This window comes from Kitasatospora sp. NPDC023385 (assembly GCF_055664045.1).
Window position 1 is genome coordinate 41,606 of record NZ_JBVOOL010000012.1, and the last position, 24,824, is coordinate 66,429.

At 71.4% G+C, this 24,824-nt stretch carries 24 protein-coding genes and 2 riboswitches; of the genes, 13 read left to right on the forward strand and 11 right to left on the reverse strand.

All coding sequences use genetic code 11. The annotated features are described in order from the left end of the window. Window positions 1–66 precede the first annotated feature (66 nt). Entirely contained in the window at window positions 67–927 is an 861-nt protein-coding gene (locus AC0B61_RS19865; RefSeq protein ID WP_471742009.1) for a GNAT family N-acetyltransferase, read from the reverse strand. Between the two features lie 244 nt (window positions 928–1,171). On the opposite strand from AC0B61_RS19865, the gene AC0B61_RS19870 reads away from it, so the two are divergent. Then, on the forward strand, window positions 1,172–1,525 hold the full coding sequence (locus tag AC0B61_RS19870; protein WP_375892557.1) for an iron-sulfur cluster assembly accessory protein: 354 nt from the start codon (window positions 1,172–1,174) through the stop codon (window positions 1,523–1,525). Between the two features lie 102 nt (window positions 1,526–1,627). Here AC0B61_RS19870 and AC0B61_RS19875 read toward each other — a convergent pair whose 3' ends face one another. Together AC0B61_RS19875 and AC0B61_RS19880 are read right to left on the reverse strand one after the other, a co-directional pair. Further along, the gene (locus AC0B61_RS19875) at window positions 1,628–2,314 is read right to left on the reverse strand and encodes a hypothetical protein (protein WP_471742010.1); all 687 of its coding nucleotides are present in this window, start codon (window positions 2,312–2,314) and stop codon (window positions 1,628–1,630) included. A 103-nt stretch (window positions 2,315–2,417) separates the two neighbouring features. Beyond that, a complete protein-coding gene (locus AC0B61_RS19880; RefSeq protein WP_471742011.1) occupies window positions 2,418–2,624 on the reverse strand; it encodes a hypothetical protein in 207 nt (68 codons plus the stop codon). A gap of 279 nt (window positions 2,625–2,903) precedes the next feature. Here AC0B61_RS19880 and AC0B61_RS19885 point away from each other — a divergent pair, with 279 nt between their 5' ends. Next, window positions 2,904–3,881, forward strand: coding sequence for a carbohydrate kinase family protein (locus tag AC0B61_RS19885; protein ID WP_471742012.1), 978 nt, complete (start codon window positions 2,904–2,906; stop codon window positions 3,879–3,881). Here the strand turns inward: AC0B61_RS19885 and AC0B61_RS19890 are convergent. After that, window positions 3,874–5,271, reverse strand: a complete 1,398-nt coding sequence (locus AC0B61_RS19890) for an aminotransferase class V-fold PLP-dependent enzyme (RefSeq protein WP_471742013.1) — start codon at window positions 5,269–5,271, stop codon at window positions 3,874–3,876. The genes AC0B61_RS19885 and AC0B61_RS19890 overlap by 8 nt on opposite strands. A gap of 369 nt (window positions 5,272–5,640) precedes the next feature. On the opposite strand from AC0B61_RS19890, the gene ctaC reads away from it, so the two are divergent. From ctaC to AC0B61_RS19910, 4 genes are all read left to right on the forward strand, one after another. Further along, window positions 5,641–6,495: an aa3-type cytochrome oxidase subunit II gene (ctaC, locus tag AC0B61_RS19895; protein WP_471742014.1), complete on the forward strand. Its 855-nt coding sequence runs from the start codon at window positions 5,641–5,643 to the stop codon at window positions 6,493–6,495. Beyond that, complete coding sequence (gene ctaD / locus AC0B61_RS19900) at window positions 6,492–8,267, forward strand: aa3-type cytochrome oxidase subunit I (protein ID WP_471742015.1); 1,776 nt, start codon at window positions 6,492–6,494, stop codon at window positions 8,265–8,267. The genes ctaC and ctaD overlap by 4 nt, the downstream gene beginning before the upstream one ends. Then, window positions 8,267–8,683 (forward strand): cytochrome c oxidase subunit 4, encoded by a 417-nt coding sequence (locus tag AC0B61_RS19905; RefSeq protein ID WP_471742016.1) that lies wholly within the window; start codon window positions 8,267–8,269, stop codon window positions 8,681–8,683. Before ctaD ends, AC0B61_RS19905 begins: the two co-directional genes overlap by 1 nt. A 170-nt stretch (window positions 8,684–8,853) precedes the next feature. Continuing rightward, on the forward strand, window positions 8,854–10,110 hold the full coding sequence (locus AC0B61_RS19910; RefSeq protein WP_471742017.1) for a L,D-transpeptidase: 1,257 nt from the start codon (window positions 8,854–8,856) through the stop codon (window positions 10,108–10,110). 51 nt (window positions 10,111–10,161) lie between these two features. Here the strand turns inward: AC0B61_RS19910 and AC0B61_RS19915 are convergent, their stop codons facing one another. The 5 genes from AC0B61_RS19915 to ctaE all read right to left on the reverse strand — a co-directional run bounded on the left by AC0B61_RS19915 (window position 10,162) and on the right by ctaE (window position 14,971). Next, complete coding sequence (locus AC0B61_RS19915; RefSeq protein ID WP_471742018.1) at window positions 10,162–10,533, reverse strand: GntR family transcriptional regulator; 372 nt, start codon at window positions 10,531–10,533, stop codon at window positions 10,162–10,164. Window positions 10,534–10,637: 104 nt separating this feature from the next. After that, window positions 10,638–12,296, reverse strand: coding sequence for a cytochrome bc1 complex cytochrome b subunit (qcrB, locus tag AC0B61_RS19920; RefSeq protein ID WP_471742019.1), 1,659 nt, complete (start codon window positions 12,294–12,296; stop codon window positions 10,638–10,640). Then, window positions 12,293–13,345: a cytochrome bc1 complex Rieske iron-sulfur subunit gene (qcrA, locus tag AC0B61_RS19925; RefSeq protein WP_471742020.1), complete on the reverse strand. Its 1,053-nt coding sequence runs from the start codon at window positions 13,343–13,345 to the stop codon at window positions 12,293–12,295. Before qcrA ends, qcrB begins: the two co-directional genes overlap by 4 nt. 8 nt (window positions 13,346–13,353) lie before the next feature. Continuing rightward, entirely contained in the window at window positions 13,354–14,163 is an 810-nt protein-coding gene (qcrC, locus tag AC0B61_RS19930) for a cytochrome bc1 complex diheme cytochrome c subunit (protein WP_471742021.1), read from the reverse strand. A gap of 187 nt (window positions 14,164–14,350) precedes the next feature. Next, window positions 14,351–14,971 (reverse strand): aa3-type cytochrome oxidase subunit III, encoded by a 621-nt coding sequence (gene ctaE, locus AC0B61_RS19935; protein ID WP_196949465.1) that lies wholly within the window; start codon window positions 14,969–14,971, stop codon window positions 14,351–14,353. Between the two features lie 395 nt (window positions 14,972–15,366). Here ctaE and AC0B61_RS19940 point away from each other — a divergent pair, with 395 nt between their 5' ends. From AC0B61_RS19940 to AC0B61_RS19950, 3 genes are all read left to right on the forward strand, one after another. Further along, window positions 15,367–15,792 carry a response regulator gene (locus AC0B61_RS19940; RefSeq protein WP_030240069.1) on the forward strand — a complete coding sequence of 142 codons (426 nt, stop codon included), beginning with the start codon at window positions 15,367–15,369 and terminating at the stop codon, window positions 15,790–15,792. Window positions 15,793–15,913: 121 nt separating this feature from the next. After that, a complete protein-coding gene (gene trpD, locus AC0B61_RS19945) occupies window positions 15,914–16,990 on the forward strand; it encodes an anthranilate phosphoribosyltransferase (protein WP_471742022.1) in 1,077 nt (358 codons plus the stop codon). A 108-nt stretch (window positions 16,991–17,098) separates the two neighbouring features. Next, a riboswitch (SAM riboswitch) is annotated at window positions 17,099–17,217 on the forward strand. A gap of 51 nt (window positions 17,218–17,268) precedes the next feature. Then, a complete protein-coding gene (locus AC0B61_RS19950) occupies window positions 17,269–18,633 on the forward strand; it encodes an aminotransferase class V-fold PLP-dependent enzyme (protein ID WP_471742023.1) in 1,365 nt (454 codons plus the stop codon). Between the two features lie 7 nt (window positions 18,634–18,640). On the opposite strand, the gene AC0B61_RS19955 is transcribed toward AC0B61_RS19950, so the two are convergent. Both AC0B61_RS19955 and AC0B61_RS19960 read right to left on the reverse strand, forming a co-directional pair. Further along, entirely contained in the window at window positions 18,641–18,922 is a 282-nt protein-coding gene (locus AC0B61_RS19955; RefSeq protein ID WP_471742024.1) for an Lrp/AsnC family transcriptional regulator, read from the reverse strand. A 41-nt stretch (window positions 18,923–18,963) separates the two neighbouring features. Continuing rightward, window positions 18,964–19,746 (reverse strand): rhomboid family intramembrane serine protease, encoded by a 783-nt coding sequence (locus AC0B61_RS19960; RefSeq protein WP_471742025.1) that lies wholly within the window; start codon window positions 19,744–19,746, stop codon window positions 18,964–18,966. Between the two features lie 202 nt (window positions 19,747–19,948). Here AC0B61_RS19960 and AC0B61_RS19965 point away from each other — a divergent pair, with 202 nt between their 5' ends. The 4 genes from AC0B61_RS19965 to AC0B61_RS19980 all read left to right on the forward strand — a co-directional run bounded on the left by AC0B61_RS19965 (window position 19,949) and on the right by AC0B61_RS19980 (window position 24,691). Next, window positions 19,949–20,212 (forward strand): hypothetical protein, encoded by a 264-nt coding sequence (locus AC0B61_RS19965; protein WP_471742026.1) that lies wholly within the window; start codon window positions 19,949–19,951, stop codon window positions 20,210–20,212. A gap of 142 nt (window positions 20,213–20,354) precedes the next feature. After that, window positions 20,355–21,821 (forward strand): NYN domain-containing protein, encoded by a 1,467-nt coding sequence (locus tag AC0B61_RS19970; RefSeq protein WP_471742186.1) that lies wholly within the window; start codon window positions 20,355–20,357, stop codon window positions 21,819–21,821. Window positions 21,822–22,018: 197 nt separating this feature from the next. Further along, the gene (locus tag AC0B61_RS19975) at window positions 22,019–23,056 is read left to right on the forward strand and encodes a C40 family peptidase (protein WP_471742027.1); all 1,038 of its coding nucleotides are present in this window, start codon (window positions 22,019–22,021) and stop codon (window positions 23,054–23,056) included. A 335-nt stretch (window positions 23,057–23,391) separates the two neighbouring features. Beyond that, a riboswitch (cyclic di-AMP (ydaO/yuaA leader) is annotated at window positions 23,392–23,547 on the forward strand. A 10-nt stretch (window positions 23,548–23,557) separates the two neighbouring features. Next, the gene (locus AC0B61_RS19980; RefSeq protein WP_471742028.1) at window positions 23,558–24,691 is read left to right on the forward strand and encodes a C40 family peptidase; all 1,134 of its coding nucleotides are present in this window, start codon (window positions 23,558–23,560) and stop codon (window positions 24,689–24,691) included. Window positions 24,692–24,824: the final 133 nt, after the last annotated feature.

Here is a 24,824-nt window from a genome sequence, read left to right on the forward strand (position 1 = left end):
GAGCCGGGGCCTCAGCTGTCGGCCCGACGGAACCCCTGCCGAGTACCACGGCGGGGGTTGCGCCGTTCACAGGAACGCCCGGCTCGGCAGGTACGGCATCGGCGGCCGCATCCCGCGCACCCCGACGAAGCCGCCGGCCCCCGGTGTCAGCCCGACCTCCAGCCCGACGTCCAGCGCCCACTCCTGCTCGGCGGTGAGGAACTCCACCCGCGCCTCGACCCCGTCCGGCACCCGGGCCAGCGCCTCGCGCAGCAGCCGGGCCGCGATCCGCTTGCTGGTGGCCGCCAGCAGCTCGACCGCGCCGCCGTCCCGGTAGCAGTAGCCGCTGCCGGCCAGCGCGTCGGCGATCAGCAGCTCCTCGAAGTGGCCCAGCATCAGCTCGTGGTCGGGCCCGTGCGCGGATCCGCGCAGCCGCCGGTCCACCGAGTCCAGCAGGTGCAGGTGGGTGGCGTTGCCGCGGTGCACCGGGATGTCGCCGGGGTCGAGCAGCCCGGTCCGGTCCACCCGCCCGGCCAGCCGCATCGCGGGGTGCAGGGTGAACCCGGCCAGCCGGTAGCGCCGTGCCGCCGCCGGGGAGTCCGAGGCGCAGGCCATCCCGCGCAGACAGCCCCGCGCGTGCGCCGCCGCCCGTTCCAGCAGCAGCCGCCCGACGCCCTTGCCCTGGGCGGACGGCCGCACGGCGTACAGGGAGGGCGACCACAGCCCCTCCCGGCGCATCGACAGCACCACCCCGACCGGTTCCCCGCCGCTCTCCGCCAGCCAGCAGCCCCCGGGGTCGGTGCGGGCCAGGTGTCTGGTCCGAGCCCCCTGCAGCGGCGTCGGCTTCGGCGCGGGGCCGGCCCCGCCGGGGCCGGCGAGCGCGGCGGCGGACAGCTCCTGGACGGCCTCCGCGTCCGCGGCGCTGTCCCTGACCGGGCGAAGGATCACGGGAACCATCCTGGCGTCCGGCGGGCCGCCGCGGGGCCGGTTCGCCCGGATCCGCGACCGGGGCGGTGCCCGTCGCTCCCGGGTTGTGCGAGCATGGGGAGCGTAGGGGCGCGGGTGCTACACCCGGCCCGCCGAAAACCAGCCGCGAACAGGCCGAAGAAATTCATCGCCGCCCGGGAAATGAAACCGGACGGCCGTTGGTTGGCACTGGCGGTAGATCGTCGTCAAGACCGGGAGAAAGCAGATGACCGTCCAGGACGAGACCACCGTCGAGAGTGGCATCCTCCTTACCGATGCCGCCGCGGCCAAGGTCAAGGCCTTGCTGGAGCAGGAAGGCCGCGAGGACCTCGCGCTGCGCGTCGCCGTCCAGCCCGGCGGCTGCTCCGGCCTGCGTTACCAGCTGTTCTTCGACGAGCGCTCGCTCGACGGCGACGTTCTCAAGGACTTCGGCGGTGTCAAGGTCGTCACCGACCGGATGAGCGCCCCGTACCTGGGTGGCGCCACCGTCGACTTCGTCGACACCATCGAGAAGCAGGGCTTCACCATCGACAACCCGAACGCCACCGGCTCCTGCGCCTGTGGCGACTCGTTCAGCTGAGTCGGTTGCGAAACAGCTGAGTCCAGCTGAGTGCGCTGCGAAAGGCGGCCCCGGGAGCTCCCGGGGCCGCCTTTTCGTCGTCCGCGCGCCCGCGGGCGGCCCCTACTGGCCCGCGACGTCCGGGGTCACCGGGTCCGGCCCCGCGTGCGGGTCGGCCTCCAGCGGCAGGTCCTGACCGCTGGTCCGGTCGACCACCGTCCGCCCGGCCAGCGGCGAGCGCAGATCGGCCGACACCGACTGCCGCTTGGCCAGCGCGTTGCAGACCTGCCCGGGCTGTACGGCGGGCGGGCCCGACACGATCGTGACGTCCACCCGGCCCGGCTGCGACTCGTCCGCCTTCAGCGCGTACTTGGTGCAGACCCCGCCGAAGAAGTACACGGTCAGCTTGGTGGTGCCGTCCACCCGGTAGGCGACCGGCGGGCGGGTGGGCGAGCCCGAACCGTTCGGGTTGGGCTCACCCGGCGCGATCCCGTTGCCCGGGGGAGTGGCCGGAACCGGCTGCCCGGGCGCCGGCGAGGCCGGGGTGGGGGCGGGGCCGGTCGGTGGCTGGGCCGGTCGGCCGGAGTCCGGTGGGCTGCCCGGCTCGGTCGCCCCGGACGGGCTGCCAGAGGGCGCCGGGGCCTGCGGGGCGGTGCTCGCCGAGGCCGAGGCACCGGCCGTGCCCGTCGCCGAGTCCGAAGCGGACTTGCCGTCCCCGTTGCAACCGGCCACCGTCATCACCGCCGCCAGCGCCAGACTCGCCAGGGCCACCGCCCGCCGACCGCGCCGGGGCATCGTCTCCAGATCCATCTGCACATCCTCCCGAGGGCTCAGCGGCGCCGCCTGCTCGGCCGCTCCGCGCGGATGTGACGTGCTCCGGACGGATCCGGTTCCCGCTCGGATCCCGCCGGGTTCACAGACCGTACTCGGCCATTCCCGCGACCATCCGCTGCGCCCCGGACGGAATCCGGAACCCGGCGGACGCGACGGCCTCGGGCTCCGGGCCGGCCGTCAGCGGCGGCCAGAACCGGAGCAGTCGCCGGGAGGAGTCCACCAGGGCGTCGAGGGTCTCGCCGTCCTCGGTCCGCAGGACGGGCAGCGGGGAGTGCTCGGTCACCATCGGGCATCGCTCCGATCAAGGGCCGTGGCGGCACTGCCCCGGCCGACGTCGGGGCCCGCCCGCACGGCGGGCCTCCTGTGGCCGACCCTAGGCCGGGGTTCGTCCCGCCCACCAGTGCTACCCGGAGGTAGTACACGTTCGACGGCAGGGAGTGCCACCATGGCCGTGCGGGCGCCAACTTGCGGCACTCTTGCCGGAGCCCGCCCCGGCGCCGGGTACCGTGAGTGGGTTCACCCCCGCCTGCCCGTTGGCCCCGCCGCCATCCAGAGGAGACCTTCCGTGCGTATCGCCGTCGCCGGCTCGATCGCCACCGACCACCTGATGACGTTCCCCGGCCGGTTCGCCGACCAGCTGGTCGCCGAGCAGCTGCACACCGTGTCGCTGTCGTTCCTGGTCGACACCCTGGACATCCGCCGCGGCGGCGTCGCGCCGAACATCGCCTTCGGCATGGGTGTGCTCGGGCTCCGCCCGGTTCTGGTCGGCGCCGCCGGCGCGGACTTCGCCGAGTACCGCAGCTGGCTTGAGCGCAACAACGTGGACTGCGACTCCGTCCACATCTCCGAGACCCGGCACACCGCCCGCTTCATGTGCACCACGGACGAGGACCACAACCAGATCGCCTCGTTCTACACCGGCGCCATGGCCGAGGCCCGCAGCATCGAGCTGAAGCCGATCGCCGACCGCGTCGGCGGCCTGGACCTCGTCCTGATCGGCGCCGACGACCCGCAGGGCATGGTCCGCCACACCCAGGAGTGCCGCACCCGCGGCTACGCCTTCGCCGCCGACCCCTCCCAGCAGCTGGCCCGCCTGGATGGTGACGACATCCGCGAGATCGTGGACGGCGCCGCGTACCTCTTCACCAACGAGTACGAGGCCGCGCTGATCGAGACCAAGACCGGCTGGGACGCCGAGGAGCTGCTCACCCGCGTCGGCACCCGGATCACCACCCTGGGCAGCAAGGGCGTGCGGATCGACCGCAAGGGCGAGGCCTCGATCCTGGTCGGCTGCGCCCAGGAGGAGGCGAAGGTCGACCCGACCGGCGTCGGCGACGCCTTCCGGGCCGGCTTCCTGGCGGGCCTGTCCTGGGAGCTCGACCTGGAGCGCGCCGCCCAGCTCGGCTGCATGCTCGCCACCCTGGTGATCGAGACCGTCGGCACCCAGGAGTACGAGCTGCGCCCGGCCGCCTTCCTGAAGCGCTTCGAGGGCGCCTACGGTGCCGAGGCCGGCGCCGAGATCCGCGCGCACCTGGTCAAGTAGTCCGCCGCACGAGGTAGGCCGAGCCCCGGCCGCCGCCGTAGTCGGCGGCCGGGGCCTCACCCGCGTACTCCTGCCCGCGCATCTGGCACCAGGCGGGGATGTCCAGCCGGGCCGCCTCGTCGTCCGACAGCACGACGACGGTGCCGCCCGGGGAGACCTCCCCGATCCGCTTCGCCAGCTCGATCACCGGCAGCGGGCAGCGCTTGCCCAGCGCGTCGATCACCAGCGGCGCGGCCTGCGCGGGAGCCGCCTCCGGCGCCGGGAGGTCCAGCCCGAGCGGCGCCCGGACGCCGGCCACCAGCTCCGGCAGCACGGCGAGGAAGCGCTCCACGTCCGCCTCGGCCGTCCCGTACGGCAGCGAGACCCGGACGTTCCCCTCGGTGAGCACCCCCATCGCGGCCAGCACGTGGCTGGGCGTCAGCGTCGAGGAGGTGCAGGAGGAACCGGAGGAGACCGCGAAGCCCGCCCGGTCCAGCTCGGTCAGCAGCACCTCGCCGTCCACGTACAGGCAGGAGAAGGTGACGATGTGCGGCAGCCGCCGCACCGGGTCGCCGACCACCTCGACCTCGGGCACCAACTGCGGCACCCGGGCCCGGATCCGCTCCACCAGCGCGTGCAGCCGGGCGTTCTCCTGCTCGGCCCCGGCCCGTACCGCGCGCAGCGACGCGGCCGCGGCCACGATCGCCGGGATGTTGACGTAGCCGGGCACCCGGCCGCCCTCGCGCTCGTCGGCCGGCAGCGGCGAGGCGTACCGGACGCCCTTGCGCACGGCCAGTACCCCGACCCCGGGCGGGCCGCCCCACTTGTGCGCGCTCGCCGTCAGCAGTGACCAGCCGGCCGGGACGTCCACCCGCCCGGCGCTCTGCGCCGCGTCCACCAGCAGCGGGACGCCGGCCTCGGCGCACCGCGCGGCGACCTCGCCGACCGGCTGGACGGTCCCCACCTCGTGGTTGGCGCTCTGCAGCGCGGCCAGTGCGGTGTCCGGGCGCAGCAGCGCGCCGAAGGACTCCGGGTCGACCCGTCCGCCCCGGTCCACCGGCACCACCGTGACCTCGCCGCCCGCGTCCTGGTGCCGCTCGGCGACGTGGAGCACGCTGGAGTGCTCCACCGCCGAGTGCACCAGGTGGCCGCCGCGCCGCCGGTTCCCGGCCAGGGCGCCCAGCAGGCCGAGTTGGACGGCCTGCGTCCCGCTCGCGGTGAAGGCGATCTCGTCGGTCCGGGCGCCCAGCACCGCGGCGACCGTCTCCCGGGCGGCGTCCAGCAGCATCCGGGCCTGCCGGCCGGAGCGGTACAGCCGGGCCGGATCGGCCCAGCCCTCGTCCAGGGCGGCGGTGAGCGCCTGCCGGGCGACTGGGTGCAGAGGGGCCGTCGAGGCCGCGTCGAAGTACACGGTCACATTTAACGGCACACCGGGGGCTCGTCCAGGTGCGGCGGCGCGGCTCACCCACCGTCAGTCGATCACCCCGAATGTCCGCTTCGTCCACGTCCGACGGGTCGTCACGGGCAGGCTCCGAGGTCATCCCCCGATCGGGCGTACGGACCTCGAATGCCTACGATGACCTGCGACGCAGCCACTGCCGGGCCTGATCGGGCTAGCGGGCGGCGCGTTACCGGGGGCTGCCCGTCAGGAGCGCATAAGGCTGGAGTAGGGTTTGGCCCGCATAAGCATTCAAACCGTGCCCGTGGTCGGGTCGCCGGGGAGGCTCACACTCCTCCCCGGGGCGACGCGAAGGCGGGCGAGACTTCGGGAAGGCGCTACGTGAGTCCCAACGGCTCCGACCGCTCGCCGCGGCGCACGATGCGGCGGAAGCTGCCTCAGGCGCTGGCACTGGGCCTCGTCATCGCGACCGCCACCGGCTGCTCGGCCAACGACCTCCCCAGGCTTGGCCTCCCGAGCCCCGTCACCAAGGAAGGGCCGATGGTCCTCCAGATGTGGCAGGGGTCCTGGATCGCGGCGCTGGTGGTCGGCGTACTGATGTGGGGTCTGATCATCTGGAGCGTGATCTTCCACCGGCGCAAGCGCACCGGCGTGGAGATCCCTCCGCAGACCCGGTACAACGTGCCCATCGAGGCGCTCTACACCGCGGTCCCCATCATCATCGTCTCGGTGCTCTTCTACTTCGTCGCCCGCGACGAGAACAAGCTGACGCACGTCTCCGAGAAGCCGCAGCACTACGTCAACGTGGTCGGCTTCCAGTGGAGCTGGGCGTTCAACTACGAGAACACCGAGACTCCCGACCCGGCCAACAAGGACGCCGCGTACGAGGTCGGTACGCCCAAGGATGTCCCGACGCTCTGGCTGCCGGTCAACGAGACGGTGCAGTTCCGTCTCACCTCGCGTGACGTCATCCACGACTTCTGGCCCGTCAACTTCATGATGAAGATGGACGTCGTGCCGGGCGTGGTGAACAAGTTCGAGGTCACTCCGACCGTCAAGGGCGAGTACATGGGCAAGTGTGCCGAGCTCTGCGGCGTCGACCACTCGCGCATGCTGTTCAACGTCAAGGTCGTCGACCGCGCCGAGTACGACAAGCACCTGGCCGACCTTCGCGGCAAGGGCCAGAACGGCTCGGTGCCCTCCGGCCTCATCGGCATGGGAAGTGAAGAGAAGTGACCATCCTCAACGAGCCCGCCGCGGCCGGCGGGGGCGCCGGTGCCGTCACGGTCGGGGCGCAGCGGACCCGGAAGCCGGGTTCGACCATCATCAAGTGGCTCACCACCACTGACCACAAGACGATCGGCACCCTGTACCTGGGCACGTCGTTCGCCTTCTTCCTGATCGGTGGCATCCTCGCCCTGGTCATGCGTGCCGAGCTGGCTCGTCCCGGGACTCAGATCCTGTCGAACGAGCAGTTCAACCAGGCGTTCACGATGCACGGCACGATCATGCTGCTGATGTTCGCGACGCCGCTGTTCGCGGGCTTCGCAAACTGGATCATGCCGCTGCAGATCGGCGCCCCGGATGTGGCGTTCCCGCGTCTGAACATGTTCGCGTACTGGCTGTACCTCTTCGGTTCGACCATCGCGGTGTCCGGCTTCCTGACCCCGAACGGCGCCGCCAACTTCGGCTGGTTCGCCTACTCCCCGCTGTCCGACGCGGTGCACTCGCCCGGCGTCGGCGGCGACATGTGGATCATGGGTCTGGCCTTCTCCGGCTTCGGCACGATCCTCGGTGCGGTCAACTTCATCACCACGATCATCTGCATGCGCGCCCCGGGCATGACGATGTTCCGGATGTCGATCTTCGTCTGGAACGTCCTGCTGACCTCGGTGCTGGTCCTGCTGGCCTTCCCGGTCCTGGCCGCCGCGCTGTTCGCCCTGGAGGCCGACCGCAAGTTCGGCGCCCACGTCTTCGACCCCGCCAACGGCGGGGCGATGCTGTGGCAGCACCTGTTCTGGTTCTTCGGCCACCCCGAGGTGTACATCATCGCGCTGCCGTTCTTCGGCATCGTGTCCGAGATCATCCCGGTCTTCAGCCGCAAGCCGATGTTCGGCTACTCCGGCCTGATCGCGGCCACCATCGCGATCGCCGGCCTGTCCGTGACGGTGTGGGCGCACCACATGTACGTCACCGGACAGGTACTGCTGCCGTTCTTCTCCTTCATGACCTTCCTGATCGCGGTCCCGACCGGTGTGAAGTTCTTCAACTGGGTCGGCACCATGTGGAAGGGCTCGCTGAGCTTCGAGACCCCGATGCTCTGGACGGTCGGCTTCCTGGTCACGTTCCTCTTCGGCGGTCTGACGGGTGTCCTGCTGGCCTCCCCGCCGATCGACTTCCACGTCTCGGACTCGTACTTCGTCGTCGCCCACTTCCACTACGTGGTCTTCGGCACCGTCGTGTTCGCGATGTTCGCCGGCTTCCACTTCTGGTGGCCGAAGATGACCGGCAAGATGCTGGACGAGCGCCTCGGCAAGATCACCTTCTGGACGCTGTTCTTCGGCTTCCACACCACCTTCCTGGTGCAGCACTGGCTCGGCGCGGAGGGCATGCCCCGCCGCTACGCCGACTACCTGGCCTCGGACGGGTTCACCACCCTGAACACCGTCTCGACCATCGGCTCCTTCGTGCTCGGCCTGTCGATCCTGCCGTTCCTCTACAACGTCTGGAAGACCGCCAAGTACGGCGAGAAGGTCGCCGTGGACGACCCGTGGGGCTTCGGCCGCTCCCTGGAGTGGGCGACCTCCTGCCCGCCGCCGCGGCACAACTTCCTCACCCTGCCCCGGATCCGCTCCGAATCCCCGGCCTTCGACCTGCACCACCCGGAGATCGCCGCGCTGGACTACCTGGAGAACCACGGTGAGCCGGCCAAGCACCTCGCCGGTGTGACCCCGGCGAAGTACGACGCCCCGAAGCTGGGCAAGGGCAAGCAGGAGGGTGACGCCTGATGAAGGAACAGGGGAAGATCTTCCTCGGTCTGTCGGTCTTCGTGCTGGCCATGGCCATCACCTACGGCCTGTGGACCAACCACTCGGGCCCGGGTCTGGAGGCGGCCGGTACCACCGCGCTGTTCCTGGCCTTCGCGCTCTGCGCCTTCATCGGGTACTACCTCGCCTTCACCGCCCGCCGGGTGGACAGCGGCGCGGGTGACAACCCCGAGGCCGAGGTCGCGGACGACGCCGGTGAGCTGGGCTTCTTCGCCCCGCACAGCTGGCAGCCGCTCTCGCTGGCGCTCGGTGGCGCGCTCGCCTTCCTGGGCGTGATCTTCGGCTGGTGGCTGATGTTCTGGGCCGCCCCGATCATCCTGATCGGCATCTTCGGATGGGTCTTCGAGTTCTACCGGGGCGAGAACCAGAACCAGTAGGGTTCCGCACTCCGACACCAGGGCCGGTCCTCCCGCACGGGAGGACCGGCCCTGGTGCGTCTCCGGGGGGCGGCTTCACTCAGCCGGCCGAACGGATGGTCCCTCGGATGTCGCTCCGCCAGCAGGCGTTCCTACGATCTGATCAATCGTGCGAACCCTCGGAGGCGGTCATGGCCGACAGGCGCGGAATCGCAGCTATCGGCGGCATCTCGCTGACCCTCGCAGTACTGGCCCCGCTGGCCGCCTGCTCGTCCGGTGACGACCAGCCCGCCGGGCCGCACCGGATCGACGCGGCCCCGCTGGTCCACCTCTCGGCGGACGACCGGGTCGACCCCTCCCAGCCGGTCTCGGTGACCGCGGTGGCGGGCAGCCGGCTCACCGACGTCACCGTGGTCGGCCCGGACGGCCGGGTGGTCGCCGGCCGGCTCGCCGACGACCAGCGCAGCTGGCAGACCACCGGCCGGCTGAAGGCCGCCACCGCGTACTCCGTGCGCATCTCCGCCGACGACGGCAAGGGTGGCCGCGGCGACACCACCGCGAAGTTCAGCACGCTCGCCGCCCAGCGGCTGCTCACCGCCAAGCTCGGCCCGGACTCCTCCGGCAGCGGCGTCTACGGCGTGGGCCAGCCGCTCACCGTGCAGCTCTCCGAGGCCGTGAAGGACCCGCAGGCCCGCCAGGAGGTCGAGCGCGACCTGACCGTCACCTCCAGGCCCGCCGTCACCGGCGCCTGGTACTGGGTGGACGACAAGAACCTGCACTTCCGCCCGGAGGACTACTGGCCGGCCGGTACGACCGTCGCGCTGGCCTTCGACGGCACCGGCAGCCGGATCGCGGACGGCCTCTACGGGGGCGACCGCAGCGCGCTGAAGCTGCGGATCGGGGAACGGGTGGAGTCGGTGGTCGACGCGGCCGCCCACGAGCTCACCCTGAAGCGCGACGGAGAGGTCGTGCGGACCATCCCGGTCACCACCGGCAAGCCCGGCTTCGACACCCGCAACGGCATCAAGGTGGTGCTCGGCCAGGAGAAGGCCGTCCGGATGAACGGCGAGACCATCGGCATAGCCGCCGGCAGCACGGAGTCGTACGACCTCGACGTGAAGTGGGCCACCCGGGTGACCTGGAGCGGCGAGTACGTCCACGCGGCGCCCTGGTCGGTCGGCTCGCAGGGCGTGGAGAACGTCAGCCACGGCTGTACGGGCATGAGCACCGACAACGCCAAGTGGTTCTACGACAACACCCGGGTGGGGGACCTGGTGACGGTCGTCAACAGCCGAGGCGCCCAGATGGAGCCCTTCGGCAACGGCTTCGGGGACTGGAACGTCGACTGGACCGACTGGGTCAAGCACGGCGCCATCGGACAGCCCCTCAGCACCACCGCACCGCCCGCCCAGGCTCCGGCCTCGGGGATGATCCGTCCGGAGATCTGAGCCCCCTCCCGAGCCCTCCCGAGCCCTCCGAGCCCTGGCCCCCGGCCCCTCCTAGGACTCGGGGTAGGCCAGCCCCAGGGCGGTGACCACCGCGGCCAGCGCGTCGGCGTGGGAGAGCCCGAGGCGGTTCGCGTGCTCGGCGTACTCGGTGGCGGCCGCGGCGGCCAGCCGGTGCGCGGTGTCCCCGGCGGCGGCGATCAGGGTGCCGCGCCGGCCGTGGGTCTCCACCACGCCGTCCGCCTCCAGCTCCCGGTACGCCCGGGCGACCGTCCCGGCCGCCAGCCCGAGCTCCTCGGCGAGGGCCCGTACGGTCGGCAGCCGCAGCCCGGTCGGCAGTTCGCCGGAGCGGGCCCGGTCGGCGATCTGGGCGCGGATCTGCTCGTACGGGGGAGTGGCGGAGGCGGGGTCGACGGAGAGCTGCACGGGTGCTCCTGGTGGCGCGGGCGGGTACCGGAAAGCCCGAGGGCCGCCGACCAGATGAACTCTGGTCAGCGGCCCTCGGGATGACGCGGGGGGTGCGTACGGGATCAGTGGTGGCCGTGGCCGCTGGTGATCTCGTGGTGCTCCTCGGCGGTGGGCTTGGGGATCTGGCTGCCCTCGCCGTAGAAGCCGCGGGACAGCTTGGCCCGGGTGCGGGTGACGGCGCCGGCCTTGCGGGCCACGCCGTTCTCGTCCGCCTGGGCCGGCAGCTCGACCGGCTGGTTCTGGTCGTGCGCCGTGAGCTTGAACAGGTCCTTCTGCGGCAGCTGGGCGTGCACCTCGACGAACTCGCCGTGCGGCAGGCGCTTGATGACGCCCGTCTCGCGGCCGTGCAGCACCTTCTCCTTGTCACGGCGCTGGAGGCCGAGGCACCAGCGCTTGGTGATGATGAAGACGATGACCGGGACCGCGAAGAAGCCGACGCGGACGAAGTAGGTGATCGAGTTGATCGACAGGTGGAGGTGGGTGGCGAACAGGTCGTTGCCACCACCGACCAGCAGCACCAGGTACAGGCTGATCCAGGCGGCACCCAGGGCGGTGCGGACCGGGGCGTTGCGCGGGCGGTCCAGGATGTGGTGCTCGCGCTTGTCGCCGGTGATCCAGCCCTCGATGAACGGGTAGACCGCGATCGCGACCAGGACCAGCGGGAAGATCATCAGCGGGACGAAGACACCCAGGTTCAGGGTGTGGCCCCACAGGCTGATCTCCCAGCCCGGCATGACACGGATCAGACCCTCGGAGAAGCCCATGTACCAGTCGGGCTGGGCGTCGGTGGACACCTGGTCCGGGCGGTACGGGCCGTAGGCCCAGATCGGGTTGATCGTGGCGATCGCCGAGATGGCGGCGATCAGACCGAACACCAGGAAGAAGAAGCCACCGGCCTTGGCCATGTAGACCGGCATCAGCGGCATGCCGACGACGTTCTTCTCGGTCTTGCCCGGGCCCGCCCACTGGGTGTGCTTGTGGTAGAAGACCAGGATCAGGTGCGCGACCAGCAGGCCGAGCATGATGCCGGGGATCAGCAGCACGTGGATGGTGAAGAACCGCGGCACGATGTCGTGGCCGGGGAACTCGCCCCCGAACAGGAACATCTGGACGTAGGTGCCCACCAGCGGGACGGCGAGGATCGCGCCTTCCATGAAGCGGATACCGGTACCCGACAGCAGGTCGTCCGGCAGCGAGTAGCCGAAGAAGCCGTCGAACATGCCCAGGACCAGCAGCAGGAAGCCGAAGACCCAGTTGATCTCACGCGGCTTGCGGAACGCGCCGGTGAAGAACACGCGCATCATGTGCACGAGCATCGCGGCCACGAAGACCAGGGCGGCCCAGTGGTGGATCTGACGGATCAGCAGCCCGCCGCGGACCTCGAAGCTGATGTCCACCGTCGAGGCGTAGGCCTGCGACATCCCGATGCCCTTGAGGGGCACGTACGAGCCGTTGTAGACGACCTCGGCCATCGACGGCTTGAAGAACAGCGTCAGGTAGACGCCGGTCAGGATGATGATGACGAACGTGTAGAGGCAGATCTCGCCCAGCATGAAGGACCAGTGGTCCGGGAAGATCTTCCGCAGGTTGGCCTTGGCGAGGGAGTAGATCCCCAGCCGGCCGTCCGTCCAGTCAGCCGCGGCTTCCCACTTGTTGGCGGGCTTGGCACGCGTGCTGGACGGCTTGGCGGCACCGGTGGTGGTGCTGCTCGCGCTACTCATCGAGCACGCTCCCAGAAGCTCGGGCCGACAGGCTTCGCGAAGTCGCCGGTGGCGACCAGGTTGCCCTTGTCGTCAGTGGTGATCTTCAGCTGCGGCAGCGGGTGGCCGGCCGGGCCGAAGATGACGCGCGCGCCGTCCGCCAGGTCGAAGGTCGACTGGTGGCAGGGGCAGAGCGCGTGGTGGGTCTGCTGCTCGTACAGGCTGATCGGGCAGCCGACGTGGGTGCAGATCTTCGAGTAGGCGAGGATGCCCTCGAAGCCCAGCTCCTTGGACTTGTCGTCCTTGATGTCGTCGGGCGCGATGCGCACCAGCATCAGGGCGTCCTTGGCGATGCGCTGCTGGAAGTCCTCGCTGTGCGTGGACAGCCCCTCCGGCATGGCGAAGGTCAGCGAACCGATGGCGATGTCCTCGGGCTTCATCGGCTGCATGGTGTTCATGTTGATGAGCGGCAGCGGCTTGGCCTGCGAGGCCTCCTTCCAGCCGGTCTCCTGGAGCTTCTTCTCCGGGAGCGGGCCGAGGTCGCGGAGCAGGACCACGCCGGAGAGCGGGACCAGCGCCATCGAGCCGATGAGGGTGTTGCGGATCATCTTGCGGCGGCCGAAGCCGGACTCCGCGGCACCGGTCTTGAACTGGTCGATGACGTCCGCGCGGACCTCGTCGTCAGCCTCGATCGGGTGGCGCTCGGCCGGCAGCTCGACGTCCGACATCAGCGTGCGGGCCCAGTGGACCGCACCCGCGCCGATCATGAACAGCGCGACGCCCAGGGTCAGACCCAGCGCGAAGTTCAGCGCGCTGACGTGACCCAGCGGGAAGATGAAGACGATCTTGTCCGGGTCGATGGCCACGTACGAGGCGATGAAGCCGACGGTGGCGACCATCGAGATCACGAACATCAGCGAGACCTGGCGCTCGGCGCGCTTGGCGGCCTGCTCGTCGATGTCGGTGCGACGGGGCTCGTGGGCCGGCAGGCCCGGGTCGGCGAACGGGTCGCCGTGGTGGGCCACCTCGCCGGCGGAGCCGTGTGACTCCGGGAGCTTCTCTTCTGACATGTCGTGGCTCATGACTTCTTGGCCTTGGTGGTGTGGGCGGCGACCCAGATCGCGACCGCGATGAGCGTGCCGAGGCCGAAGATCCAGCCGAACAGGCCCTCGGTCACCGGACCGAGGCTGCCCAGCGTGAGACCACCGGGGTTGGGCTCATCGGAGGTGGTGTGGCGGACGAAGGCCACGATCTGCTTCTTCTGGTCCTCGGGCATGGTGGTGTCCGGGAACGACGGCATGTTCTGCGGGCCGGTCTGCATGGCCTCGTAGATGTGCTTGGAGTCCACGCCCTCCAGCGACGGGGCGTACTTGCCCTTGGTCAGGGCACCACCCTGGCCGGCGAAGTTGTGGCACTGGGCGCAGTTGGTGCGGAACAGCTCGCCGCCCTTGGAGATGTCCTCCGGGTTGGTCGAGGTGTACTGCTCCTCCTTCGGGGTCACCGGGCCGGGGCCGAGCGAAGCGACGAAGGCCGCGAGCTGGTCGATCTCGGCCTGCGAGTAGATGTTCTTCTTGCGCGGGACCTGGGCGCCGGGCTGCTGGGCCGGCATGCGGCCGGTGCCGACCTGGAAGTCGACGGAGGCGGAGCCGACGCCGACCAGGCTGGGACCGTCGCTGCCGCCCTGGCCGTTCAGGCCGTGGCAGGAGGAGCAGCCCACGGCGAAGAGCTTCTTGCCCTCATCGATCGCGAGCGACTGCGCGGCGACGTCGGCCTGCGCCTTGCCGGCGGGCGCGAACGCGGCGTACAGCCCCCCGGTTGCCGCCAGGGCGAGAAGTAGGACGACCAGCGCCGCCAATGGGTGGCGCCGTCGTGCGGAGAGCTTTTTCACGGAATAACCCCGGTGTCAGGATCTGGTCGACTGGTGGGTGCACCCGGCGGCCGGTCTGGCCGGCACGAGGCTGCCTGTCTAGGGCTGCGCGCGCGGTCGGTCGGTGGGAGCTTCGGCACCGGCAGAAGCGGCCCGTCGCCGGTGAGGGCGGGGGCCGCAGCCGGTGGCCAGCGACCTGATCAGCTGGTTACTTGATCAGGTAGATGGTCGCGAACAGGCCGATCCACACGACGTCGACGAAGTGCCAGTAGTACGACACGACGATCGCGGCGGTGGCCTGCTCGTGCGTGAAGCGCTTGGCTGCGTACGTCCGTCCCAGGACCAGCAGGAAGGCGATCAGACCACCCGTCACGTGCAGGCCGTGGAAGCCGGTGGTCAGGTAGAACACCGTGCCGTACGGGTCGGAGGACAGCGACAGGCCGTCCTTCTTGACCAGCTCGGTGTACTCGAAGACCTGGCCGCCGATGAAGACCGCGCCCATCATGAAGGTGATGATGAACCACATGCGGAGCTTCTTCACGTCACCGCGCTCGGCGGCGAACACGCCGAGCTGGCAGGTCAGCGAGGAGAGCACCAGGACAGTGGTGTTGACCGAGGAGAACGGCACGTTGAGGGCGTGAGCCTTCTCGGTCCAGAACTCGGCTCCCTTGACGGAGCGGAGCGTGAAGTACATCGCGAAGAGGGCCGCGAAGAACATCAACTCGGAACTGAGCCAGACGATCGTTCCGACGCTGACCATGTTCGGCCGGTTGACCGATCCGTGCGCGTGCCCGGTTTCTACTGCTGTTGCTGTCGCCACGACGGACATTATGTCGGTCCCTTATTCCGTCTTCACGTCGGGGGGTGTCCCTCGGAGTGTCCGGTGCGTGCGGTATGCCCGCTTGGGGGGCGGCGGGGCGCCCGTACGGGGGCTGAGCAGCGGCGTGTCCCTTTTCTGACGGTTCCTCGGAGCGGCCGGTGACCCCGTTGCCCGGCGGGTCGTTGCACGGTCGGAGCAGCCCTGGGCGGTAGGAGGGGGCGCCCGGGTCGGCCGTACGGGTGGACCGGGCCGGTCCGGGTGACGGGCCGTCCTCCGGGCGGGCGAGCCCCGGGCGCGGCGGCTTGAGGAGGAAGGTGCGCGAGGGGCACTCGGCGCGGGGTGATCGGGAGTAGCATCCGGGTCAGGCGAACGTGGTCCGGATCACACTTGAGGGAGCAGGGTCCATGGCGTACACGACCGACGAGACGCTCACCGTCCTCGTCTACAGCGATGACCGAAACACCCGTGAGCAGGTGCTGACGGCGCTCGGCCGCCGGCCCGCCGAGGATCTTCCGGAGCTGTCCTACCTGGAGTGCGCGACCACCCCCGCGGTGCTCAAGGCGCTGGAGAAGGGCGGGGTGGACCTCTGCGTGCTGGACGGCGAGGCGGTGCCGGCCGGCGGACTGGGGCTCGGGCGCCAGCTCAAGGACGAGATCTACGGCTGCCCGCCCGTGCTGGTGCTGATCGGCCGGCCGCAGGACTCCTGGCTCGCCGCCTGGAGCCGGGCCGACGCCGCGATCTCCCACCCGGTGGAGCCGGTGGCGCTGGCCGGGGCCGTCGCCACCCTGCTGCGGGCGCGGCTGGCGAAGCGGGCTCCGGCCGCCCGCTGAGCGGCGGCGTCTCAGTAGTGGAGATGGCAAGGCCGTAGGCGCCCCGCCGCTCGATAGGCTGACTCCCATCCGTACGGACGTCCCCCGCACGGCGGGGGACCGACAACAGCTGGAGTCAGCCATGGTGAACGTGAACCCTGCGAACGGCGGTAGCGACCCCGCGCAGGTGGTCCGCTCCTGGCCGGACCTCCTGGCGGCGCTGTTGAAGGGGGAGGACCTCGACCGCTCGTCCACCGCGTGGGCGATGGACCGGATCATGAGCGGCGAGGCGTCCCCCGTCCAGGTGGCCGGCCTGATGATCGCGCTGCGGGCCAAGGGCGAGACGGTCGACGAGGTCACCGGCCTGGTGGACGCGATGTACCTGCACGCCGAGCCGCTGGACATCCCGGGCCCGGCGGTGGACATCGTCGGCACCGGCGGCGACCGGGCGAAGACCGTCAACATCTCCACCATGTCGGCGATCGTCGCGGCGGCGGCCGGCGCCAAGGTGGTCAAGCACGGCAACCGGGCCGCCTCCTCGTCCAGCGGCTCCTCGGACGTGCTGGAGAAGCTCGGCGTGGCGCTGGACCTGTCCTCCCGGCGGGTCGCCGAGGTGGCCGAGGAGGTCGGGCTCACCTTCTGCTTCGCGGCGAAGTTCCACCCCTCGATGCGGCACGCCGCCACCGCCCGGCGCGACCTCGGGGTGCCGACCGCCTTCAACATCCTCGGCCCGCTGACCAACCCGGCCAAGGTCACCGCGCACGCCGTCGGCTGCTTCGACACCCGGCTCGCCGGGCTGATCGCCGGGGTGCTCGCCCGGCGCGGCTCGACGGCGCTGGTCTTCCGCGGCGACGACGGGCTGGACGAACTGACCATCACCACCACCTCACAGGTGTGGGTGGTGCGCGACGGGACGGTCACCGAGACCTCCTTCGACCCACGGGACGTCGGCATCGGTCTGGTCGGCATCGAGACGCTGCGCGGCGGGGATCCCGCGTACAACGCGGAGGTCGCGCGCCGGCTGCTGGCCGGGGAGCGCGGGCCGGTGCGGGACGCCGTCCTGCTGAACACCGCGGCGGCGCTGGTCGCGCTCGACCTGGGCGACGCGCCGCTGACGGAGCAGCTCGCGACGGGCATGGCGCGGGCCTCGGCGGCCGTCGACTCCGGCGCCGCGCAGGAGCTGCTGCGGCGTTGGTCGGAGGCCACCAGCCGGAGCTGAAGCGGTAGTTGGGAGCCCGTGTCGGACGAGCCGGCGCGGGCTCCCGGCCTGTCCGGATGGTGGATGCCCGTTTGACCACCCGCCGGACGCGACCTAGAGTCTTCGGCAGGTCATGAGCGACAGCGCCAAGCCCCAGCTTGCTGTCCGGCAACCCTCCGTCCGTGGCGGGGTGCCCTGGGTGAGGACCGGGTCGCCACGGCAAGCCGTCCGTGCGACAAGCGCGGACGCCCGACGACTGACACTCCCGGGGGTCCATCACCCCGAAGGAGTGCATCCCCATGCCGGTCGCCACCGAAATCTGTGCCCCCCTCGCCGTCCTCGGCGCCGACGTCCAGGTCCCGCTCGCCAGCGGTGCGAAGGTCGGCTACGCGGCGCTCGACTACGCGGCCAGCGCGCCGGCGCTGCAGCGGGTGTGGGACGACGTCGCCGCGTACGCGCCGTACTACGGCAGCGTGCACCGCGGGGCCGGGTACCTCTCGCAGCTGTCCACCGACCTCTTCGAGCAGAGCCGCCGCACCGTCGCCGAGTTCCTCGACCTGCGCGAGGGCGACCAGGTGGTCTTCACCCGGGCCACCACCGACTCGCTCAACCTGCTGGCCGCCGCCGTCCCGGCCGGCACCCGGGTGTTCGCCTTCGAGACCGAGCACCACGCCTCCCTGCTGCCCTGGGCGCACGCCGGACTGGACGTCACCTACCTGCGGGCGCCGCGCTCGCGGGCCGAGGCGGTGGTGGCCCTGGACGCCGCGCTCGCCGAGGCGCCCGAGGGCCCCAAGCTGCTCTGCGTCACCGGCGCGTCCAACGTGACCGGCGAGCTGTGGCCGGTCGCCGAGCTGACCCGGACCGCGCACCGGCACGGCGCCCGGGTGGTGCTGGACGCCGCCCAGCTGGCCCCGCACCACCGGGTCTCGGTGCGCGAGCTGGACGTCGACTGGATCGCCTTCTCCGGCCACAAGATCTACGCGCCGTTCGGCGCCGGGGTGCTGGCCGGCCGGGCGGACTGGCTGGACGCGGCCGAGCCGTACCTGGCCGGCGGCGGGGCGACCCGGACGGTGGCCCGGGAGACGGACGGCTCGGTGGCCGTGCAGTGGCACACCGGCCCGGCCCGGCACGAGGCCGGTTCGCCGAACGTCATCGGCGCGTACGCGATCGCCTCGGCCTGCCGGGCGCTGAGCGAGGCCGGCTTCGACGCCCTGGAGGCCCGGGAGCGGCAGCTGATCGCCCGGCTGACGGCGGGGCTGGCGGAGATCCCGCAGGTCAAGGTGCTGAACCTGTTCGGCTCCGACTCGGCGCGGGTGGGCGTGCTGTCCTTCGTCGTCCAGGGCTGGAACAGCTCGCACTTCTCGGCCGCGCTGTCCGCCGAGTACGGCATCGGCGTGCGCGACGGCCTCTTCTGCGCCCACCCGCTGGTGCGCACCCTGCTCGGGGACGAGGACGTGGCGGTCTCGGAGTGCGGCGCGCCGGAGCCCTCGCTGCCGGGCGAGCGCAGCCTGAACGCGATCCGGGTGAGCTTCGGCGCCGGGACGCCGGACGAGCACATCGACCGCTTCCTGACCGCCGTGCGCGAGCTGGTCACCGACGGCGCGTCGTGGAACTACCGCAACGAGGGCGGGCGTTGCGTCGTCGACACCCGGCGCGACGGCTGAGCGCCGGCTACTCGTCCAGGCCGAGGGCGAAGGCGGCTTCCAGGTCGTGCTGGGAGTAGGTGCGGAAGGCGATCTGGGTCTCGGTGTGGGCCACGCCCGGGACCTTGTTGACCCGGCCCGGGATGACGTCGGCCAGGTCGTCGTGATGGCGCACCCGGACCATCGCCACCAGGTCGTAGCCGCCCGTCACCGAGTACACCTCGCTGACGCCCTCGATCGCGGCGATGGCCTCGGCGATCTCCGGGATGCGGTCGACACTGGTCTTGATCAGGACGATGGCGGTGATCACTGTGCGGGCTCCTTTGTGGGGTGCGGCCAGCGTATCGGGCGTCAGCCGGGTCGTCGCGAGGGGTGGCGGGCCAGGGTGCAGGCGTAGAGGAAGCCGGCCGAGAAGCCGATCACGTGGACCAGGTAGGCCACCCCCGGGCCCGCCGAGTGCACCGACCACCACTGCAGGGCGAACCAGAGGCCGAGCACCAGCCAGGCCGGGAAGCGCAGCGGCAGGAAGAACAGCAGCGGGACGAGCGTGGTCACCCGGGAACGCGGGTGGAAGCGCAGGTAGGCGCCGAGGACGGCGGAGATCGCGCCGGAGGCCCCGATCAGCACCCGGGTGGAATCCGGCGAGTGCGCCTCGGCGAGCGCGAAGCCGTACGTCGCCAGGCTGCCGGCGGCCAGGTAGAAGACGGCGTACCGGGCCCGGCCCAGCCGCTGTTCGACGGTGGGGCCGAAGACGTGGAGGAAGAGCAGGTTGCCGAGCAGGTGCAGCCAGCCGGCGTGCAGGAAGAGGCCGCTGAGCGCGGACAGCGCCGGGTGCTTGCCCGGGGTCGGGGCGGCCGGGCAGCCGGGGACCGGGTCGGGCGCCTCGGCCAGCTGTTCGGAGGTCAGCGGCCGTCCGGTCAGGAGTTCGGCCGGGACGGCGCCCCAGCGCTGCTCGTACCGTTGCTCCGCGCAGACCCGGGCCTGACCGGTGCCGTACAGGGGGTTGAGCCCGGCGGCCGGGCCGATCAGGAAGACCAGGGTGTTGACCGCGATCAGGGCGTAGGTGACCGCCGGGGCGGGCGGCTGCGGCCGGCCGGCCCGCGCGGCGGTGTGGTCCGGGGCGGTGAGCGCCATGCGGCCAAGCATCCCGCCGGGCGCCGCTGGTGACACGGCGGTTTACGGCAGGTGGACTAGTCCGGCTATTCCGCTGACCGGTGGTCGCGGCGGATGCCCCAGGCAATAGGCTTGGGGCGGGCAATCCCGCCTCCCGCCGCCGACGCCGGGGCTTCGGGGGGAGCGCCTGGCCCACGCAGGGACCACCCGAGAGGACCCCCCGATGACCGTCCCCGCCCTGACCGCCGAGACGCGCTGGCGCTGCACGCTGTGCGGCAACCTCACCCGCTTCGACGTGACCCGCACCGCGCGGGTGACCGAGTTCCTGCACTTCGACCTGGCCGGCGAGTCCAAGGTCGAGGAGACCGAGGTGCTGAGCGAGACCGTCGAGTCGGTGCGCTGCCGCTGGTGCAACGCCGTCGACCAGGTCGAGCTGGTGGCCCGGCCGGGCGCCGAGGATGCGCAGGCCCGGGCCGAGCAGGGCTGAGTCCCGCCCGTGCGGTGGGCGGCGCGCGGCGCGCCCGTCCGCCGCACGGGACAATACAGAACAGACCAGACGCACGGAGCGTGACGACAGGGGGCGGTCGCGGCCGTACCCCGCCGGAAACAGGATCGGAGCCGAGGACGTGGTGGACGCAGCGAAGGAGCCCGACGAAGAGCGGGGACTTCGGTCCGCTGCGCAGGCGCCGGACACCGGGACGGGCCCGGCCGAGGACGCCGCGTCCGGAGCCGTCGAGACCGGGGCCGCTTCGTCCGACTCCTCCCGGCCCGGGCCGGAGCGCGCCGTCGAGAAGCTCGACCGGCCGCTGCCCGAGGCGGTGCGCCGGCGCGTGGTCGGGCTGGCCTCGGACGCGCTGGGCGGGCTGCCGCCGGGTGAGCTGCCGCAGAGCCTGCGTCAGTACGTCAAGTTCACGCCCGCGCGGCGGGCCAAGTACGCGGCCACCGCGCTGGCGGCGGCGCTGGAGGCGGAGCCGGCCTTCCGGGTGCGGATAGCGGAGCGGCTGCGGCTGGGGCAGCCGGACCTGGTGAAGGCGCTGGAGTCGGGCAGCGTCCCGGGCGCCGCCGATCCGATGGACGTCGCGGCCGCCGCCTACCTGGTGCGCTCGGCGGGCTGGAGCCGGCTGGTCGCCGAGGCCGGCGAGGAGGCCGAGCGGGCCGGCGCCGAGGACGCGGCCGCGGAGGCGACCCGGCTGGCGGAGAAGCTGCAGGCCGAACTGGCCGAGGTGCGGTCCGCGGCGCGGGCGGACCTGGACCGGCAGCGCAGGGAGTTCGAGGGCGTCCGGCGGGAGGCCGAGTCGCTGCGCAAGAAGGTGCGCTCGCTGGAGAGCGACACCCGCCGGGCGCAGGCCGAGACGCGCCGGGTGCTCGCCGAGCTGGAGGCCGTGAAGGCCCAGGGCGCGGCCGAGCGCGGCGCCGCCGAGGTCGAGGCGCGGCGGCTGAAGCACCGGGTCTCGGAGTTGGAGACCGCCGCCGAGCAGGGCCGCCGGTCGGCCCGCGAGGGGCGCGGCGTCGAGGACATGCGGCTGCGGCTGCTGCTGGACACCGTGCTGCAGTCGGCCCAGGGGCTGCAGCGGGAGCTGGCGCTGCCGGTCTCCCAGATCCGCCCGGCGGACCTGGTGGAGGCGGTGGTGCCGGGGGCGGCCTCGCCGCACGACGTGGCACGTCGCGGACTGGCCGATGACGACCCGGCGCTGCTGGACCAGCTGCTGGCGATCCCGCAGGTGCACCTCGTGGTGGACGGCTACAACGTGACCAAGACCGGCTACCCGTCGCTGCCGCTGGAGCAGCAGCGGATCCGGCTGCTGGGCGGGCTGGCGATGCTGGCCCAGCGCACGCAGGCGGAGGTCACCTGCGTGTTCGACGGGCAGGACCTGGACGTTCCGGTGATCATGGCGCCGCCGCGCGGGGTCCGGGTACGGTTCAGTCGGACCGGGGAGACGGCGGACGAGTTGATCCGCCGTCTGGTGCGGGCCGAGCCGCAGGGACGTCCGGTGGTGGTGGTCTCCACCGACCGCGAGGTCGCGGAGGGCGTGCGGAAGGCTGGCGCGCGCCCGGTGGCGTCGGTACTGCTGCTGAACCGGCTGGCCCGGCCCTGAGCCGGCCGGGCGGTGTGATGCCTGGTCAGTGCGGGTTCCGGGGCATTGTGCGGGTCCGGTGAAGTCGGTGTGGGAAACGGACTTCACGCCTTCGGGGAGTAGCAAATCGGTTAGATCTTCACTAGGGTCTGGCGTCAAACCTATTTTCCGGAATCTCATTCAATCGGGTGAGTCCGATGGAAGAAGGAGCAGGACCCTTGGCCTCCCACCGCCGTCCCAAGCAGCCGAGCCGCGCGCGGGTCTCCGTGCTCACCGCTGCTGCTGCGACCGCGGTCGCGCTCTCCGCCCAAGTGGCGGCGCACGCCGCGCCGCAGCCGAACAAGACGGACGTCAAGGCGCAGATCGACCAGCTCCAGCAGGAGCAGGAGCAGGCGTCCGAGAAGTACAACGGCGCCAAGGAGCGGGCCGACCAGCTGCGCAAGCAGTCCGACCAGCTGCAGGACCAGGTGGCCCGCAGTCAGGAGCAGATGACCCAGCTGCAGGGCGGTCTGGCCGAGGTGGCGGGCGAGCAGTACCGCAGCGGCGGCATCGACCCGTCCGTCCAGCTGATGCTCTCCTCCGACCCCTCCGGCTACCTGGAGAAGGCCTCCACCGTCCAGCAGGCCAGCACCAGCCAGGCCGAGGCGCTCAAGGGGCTGCTGGACCAGCAGCGCCGGCTGGACCAGGAGAAGGCCGAGGCGGCCGCCGTGCTGGCCTCGCTCGACAGCACCACCAAGGACCTGAACCAGGCCAAGGCGGACGTCAACACCAAGCTGAAGACCGCCCAGGACCTGATGAACTCGCTCAGCGCGGCCGACCGCAACGCGCTGAAGGCCCAGCAGGCGCAGGACGACCGGGCCTCGCGCGGCAGCGACCGGGTCGACCTCAGCAGCCTGCCGCCGGCCAGCGGCTACGCGGCCACGGCCGTGGCCAAGGCGATGAGCAAGCAGGGCTCGCCGTACGTGTGGGGCGCCACCGGGTCCTCCACCTTCGACTGCTCGGGCCTGATGGTCTGGTCGTACGGGCAGGCCGGAGTCTCGCTGCCGCGCACCTCGCAGGAGCAGGGCCACTACGGCACCGCCGTGCCCGGGCTCGCCGCGGCGCAGCCGGGCGACCTGGTGATCTACGGTCCCGACATGCACCACGTCGGGATGTACATCGGCAACGGCATGGTGGTCCACGCGCCGCACACCGGTGACGTGGTGAAGGTGATGAAGGCCGACGCGATGCCGATCAACACCATCCGCCGGGTCTGACGGTCCGACACGCCGCACGGGCCCGGCCGGGGCTGTGATCCGCGCCACCCTCAGATCGGGGGTGGCGTTCGGCTTTTCGCAGGTTTGGCGACCACCTGGTGAGACCTGATCAGCCTTGCGTGCCGCGATGGTCACCAACGGTCATTTTCACAAAAGAACTTGGGTAATCTTCTGTCTTATTTCTGACAAGGATTTGAACCGATCACGGTTCAGTTACTAGGGTCATGCCCCGGACCACCGCACAGTCGATCACCCAGCCTGGGTGGCGGCGGTGGTTCCCGCCGAGTTCGCGAGGCAGCGGGGCAGGTCGAAACGACTTGTCCGACAGGGGAGCCCAGTGGTCGGGGGCGGCTGCGGAGCGGAGCCGGGGAACCATGTTCCTCCGGGGTGAATCGGCGCCAGGTCGGCCTTGGAAGGCCGTGAGGCGTCGTAGGGCATACTTCCAGCCCGAACCCGTCAGCTCACCCGGTAGGCGGACGCAGGAAGAAGGAGCCCGCCTTCGTGGCGTCCCACCGTCGTCCCAAGCCAGCCGGCCGTGCCAGGGTCTCGATCCTGACCGGTGTCGCCGCCGCAGCCGTCGTCCTCTCCGCGCAGTCCGGCGCCCACGCCGACCCGCAGCCGACCAAGGAGCAGGTCAAGGAGCAGGTAGACCAGCTCAACCAGCAGGCCGAGGTGGCGACCGAGCAGTACAACGCCGCCCAGGAGAAGCAGCAGACGCTGGAGAAGCAGGTCTCCGGCCTGCAGGACCAGGTGGCCCGCCAGCAGGACCAGGTGACCGAACTGCAGGGCGGCCTCGCCGAGATCGCCGGGGAGCAGTACCGCAACGGCGGCATATCCCCGACCGTCCAGCTGATGCTCTCCACCAGCCCGGACAACTTCCTCAATCAGGCCGGTGCGCTGAACCAGGCCGGCGACACCCAGAAGAACCAGCTGAAGCAGCTGCAGGAGCAGCAGCGCAAGCTGGACCAGGACCGCAGCGAGGCCCAGGGCAAGCTCGCCGAGCTGGAGTCCACCACCCAGCAGCTGAAGGCCTCCAAGGACGACGTCCAGACCAAGCTGAAGGCCGCCCAGGACCTGCTCAACACCCTGACCGAGCAGGAGCGCCAGGCGTTGCGCGCGGCCGAGGAGAAGGCCGCCGCCGACGCCAAGGCCCAGGCCGACGCCGCCAAGGCGCAGCAGCAGGCCGCCGACCGTGCCTCGCGCGACAACAGCCGCACCGACATCTCCGCCGGGGCGTCCGCGCCGGCCGCCAAGCCGGCCGCCCCGGTCCTGGCCCCCGGCAGCTCGCACGGTGCCGCCGCGCTGGCCGCCGCCGCCTCGAAGATCGGCAGCCCGTACGTGTGGGGCGCCGCCGGCCCGGGCTCCTTCGACTGCTCCGGCCTGATGGTCTGGTCGTTCAACCAGGTCGGCGTCTCGCTGCCGCGCACCTCGCAGGAGCAGGCCCACGCCGGCACCCGGATCGGCACCGACCTGTCCCAGGCCCAGCCCGGCGACGTGCTGATCTTCTACGGGGACGCCCACCACGTCGGCATCTACGCGGGCAACGGCCAGGTGCTGCACGCTCCCAAGCCGGGCGCCTCGGTCCGCTACGAGGCCGTCAGCAACATGCCGCTGAGCAGCATCGTTCGGGTCTGACTCCACTCGGCTCCGCCAGGCCCGGTCTTCCGTCACGGAAGCCCGGGCCTGCGGCTTTTCCGGCGGATCGGGCTGGTGTCCGATTGGGGGGCGAATATTCGGGTTGGGAGGGGTTTGGACTCGCTTGCCCGGA

What these genes read in the sequence shown, in the direction of transcription:
- qcrA (WP_471742020.1), bottom strand. Translation starts at nt 13,345, where the DNA reads ATGTCAGAAGAGAAGCTCCCGGAGTCACACGGCTCCGCCGGCGAGGTG.
- AC0B61_RS19905 (WP_471742016.1), top strand. Translation starts at nt 8,267, where the DNA reads ATGAAGGAACAGGGGAAGATCTTCCTCGGTCTGTCGGTCTTCGTGCTG.
- AC0B61_RS19950 (WP_471742023.1), top strand. Translation starts at nt 17,269, where the DNA reads ATGCCGGTCGCCACCGAAATCTGTGCCCCCCTCGCCGTCCTCGGCGCC.
- AC0B61_RS19880 (WP_471742011.1), bottom strand. Translation starts at nt 2,624, where the DNA reads ATGGTGACCGAGCACTCCCCGCTGCCCGTCCTGCGGACCGAGGACGGC.
- AC0B61_RS19910 (WP_471742017.1), top strand. Translation starts at nt 8,854, where the DNA reads ATGGCCGACAGGCGCGGAATCGCAGCTATCGGCGGCATCTCGCTGACC.
- qcrB (WP_471742019.1), bottom strand. Translation starts at nt 12,296, where the DNA reads ATGAGTAGCGCGAGCAGCACCACCACCGGTGCCGCCAAGCCGTCCAGC.
- AC0B61_RS19870 (WP_375892557.1), top strand. Translation starts at nt 1,172, where the DNA reads ATGACCGTCCAGGACGAGACCACCGTCGAGAGTGGCATCCTCCTTACC.
- AC0B61_RS19875 (WP_471742010.1), bottom strand. Translation starts at nt 2,314, where the DNA reads ATGGATCTGGAGACGATGCCCCGGCGCGGTCGGCGGGCGGTGGCCCTG.
- AC0B61_RS19960 (WP_471742025.1), bottom strand. Translation starts at nt 19,746, where the DNA reads ATGGCGCTCACCGCCCCGGACCACACCGCCGCGCGGGCCGGCCGGCCG.
- ctaE (WP_196949465.1), bottom strand. Translation starts at nt 14,971, where the DNA reads ATGTCCGTCGTGGCGACAGCAACAGCAGTAGAAACCGGGCACGCGCAC.
- AC0B61_RS19940 (WP_030240069.1), top strand. Translation starts at nt 15,367, where the DNA reads ATGGCGTACACGACCGACGAGACGCTCACCGTCCTCGTCTACAGCGAT.
- trpD (WP_471742022.1), top strand. Translation starts at nt 15,914, where the DNA reads ATGGTGAACGTGAACCCTGCGAACGGCGGTAGCGACCCCGCGCAGGTG.
- AC0B61_RS19965 (WP_471742026.1), top strand. Translation starts at nt 19,949, where the DNA reads ATGACCGTCCCCGCCCTGACCGCCGAGACGCGCTGGCGCTGCACGCTG.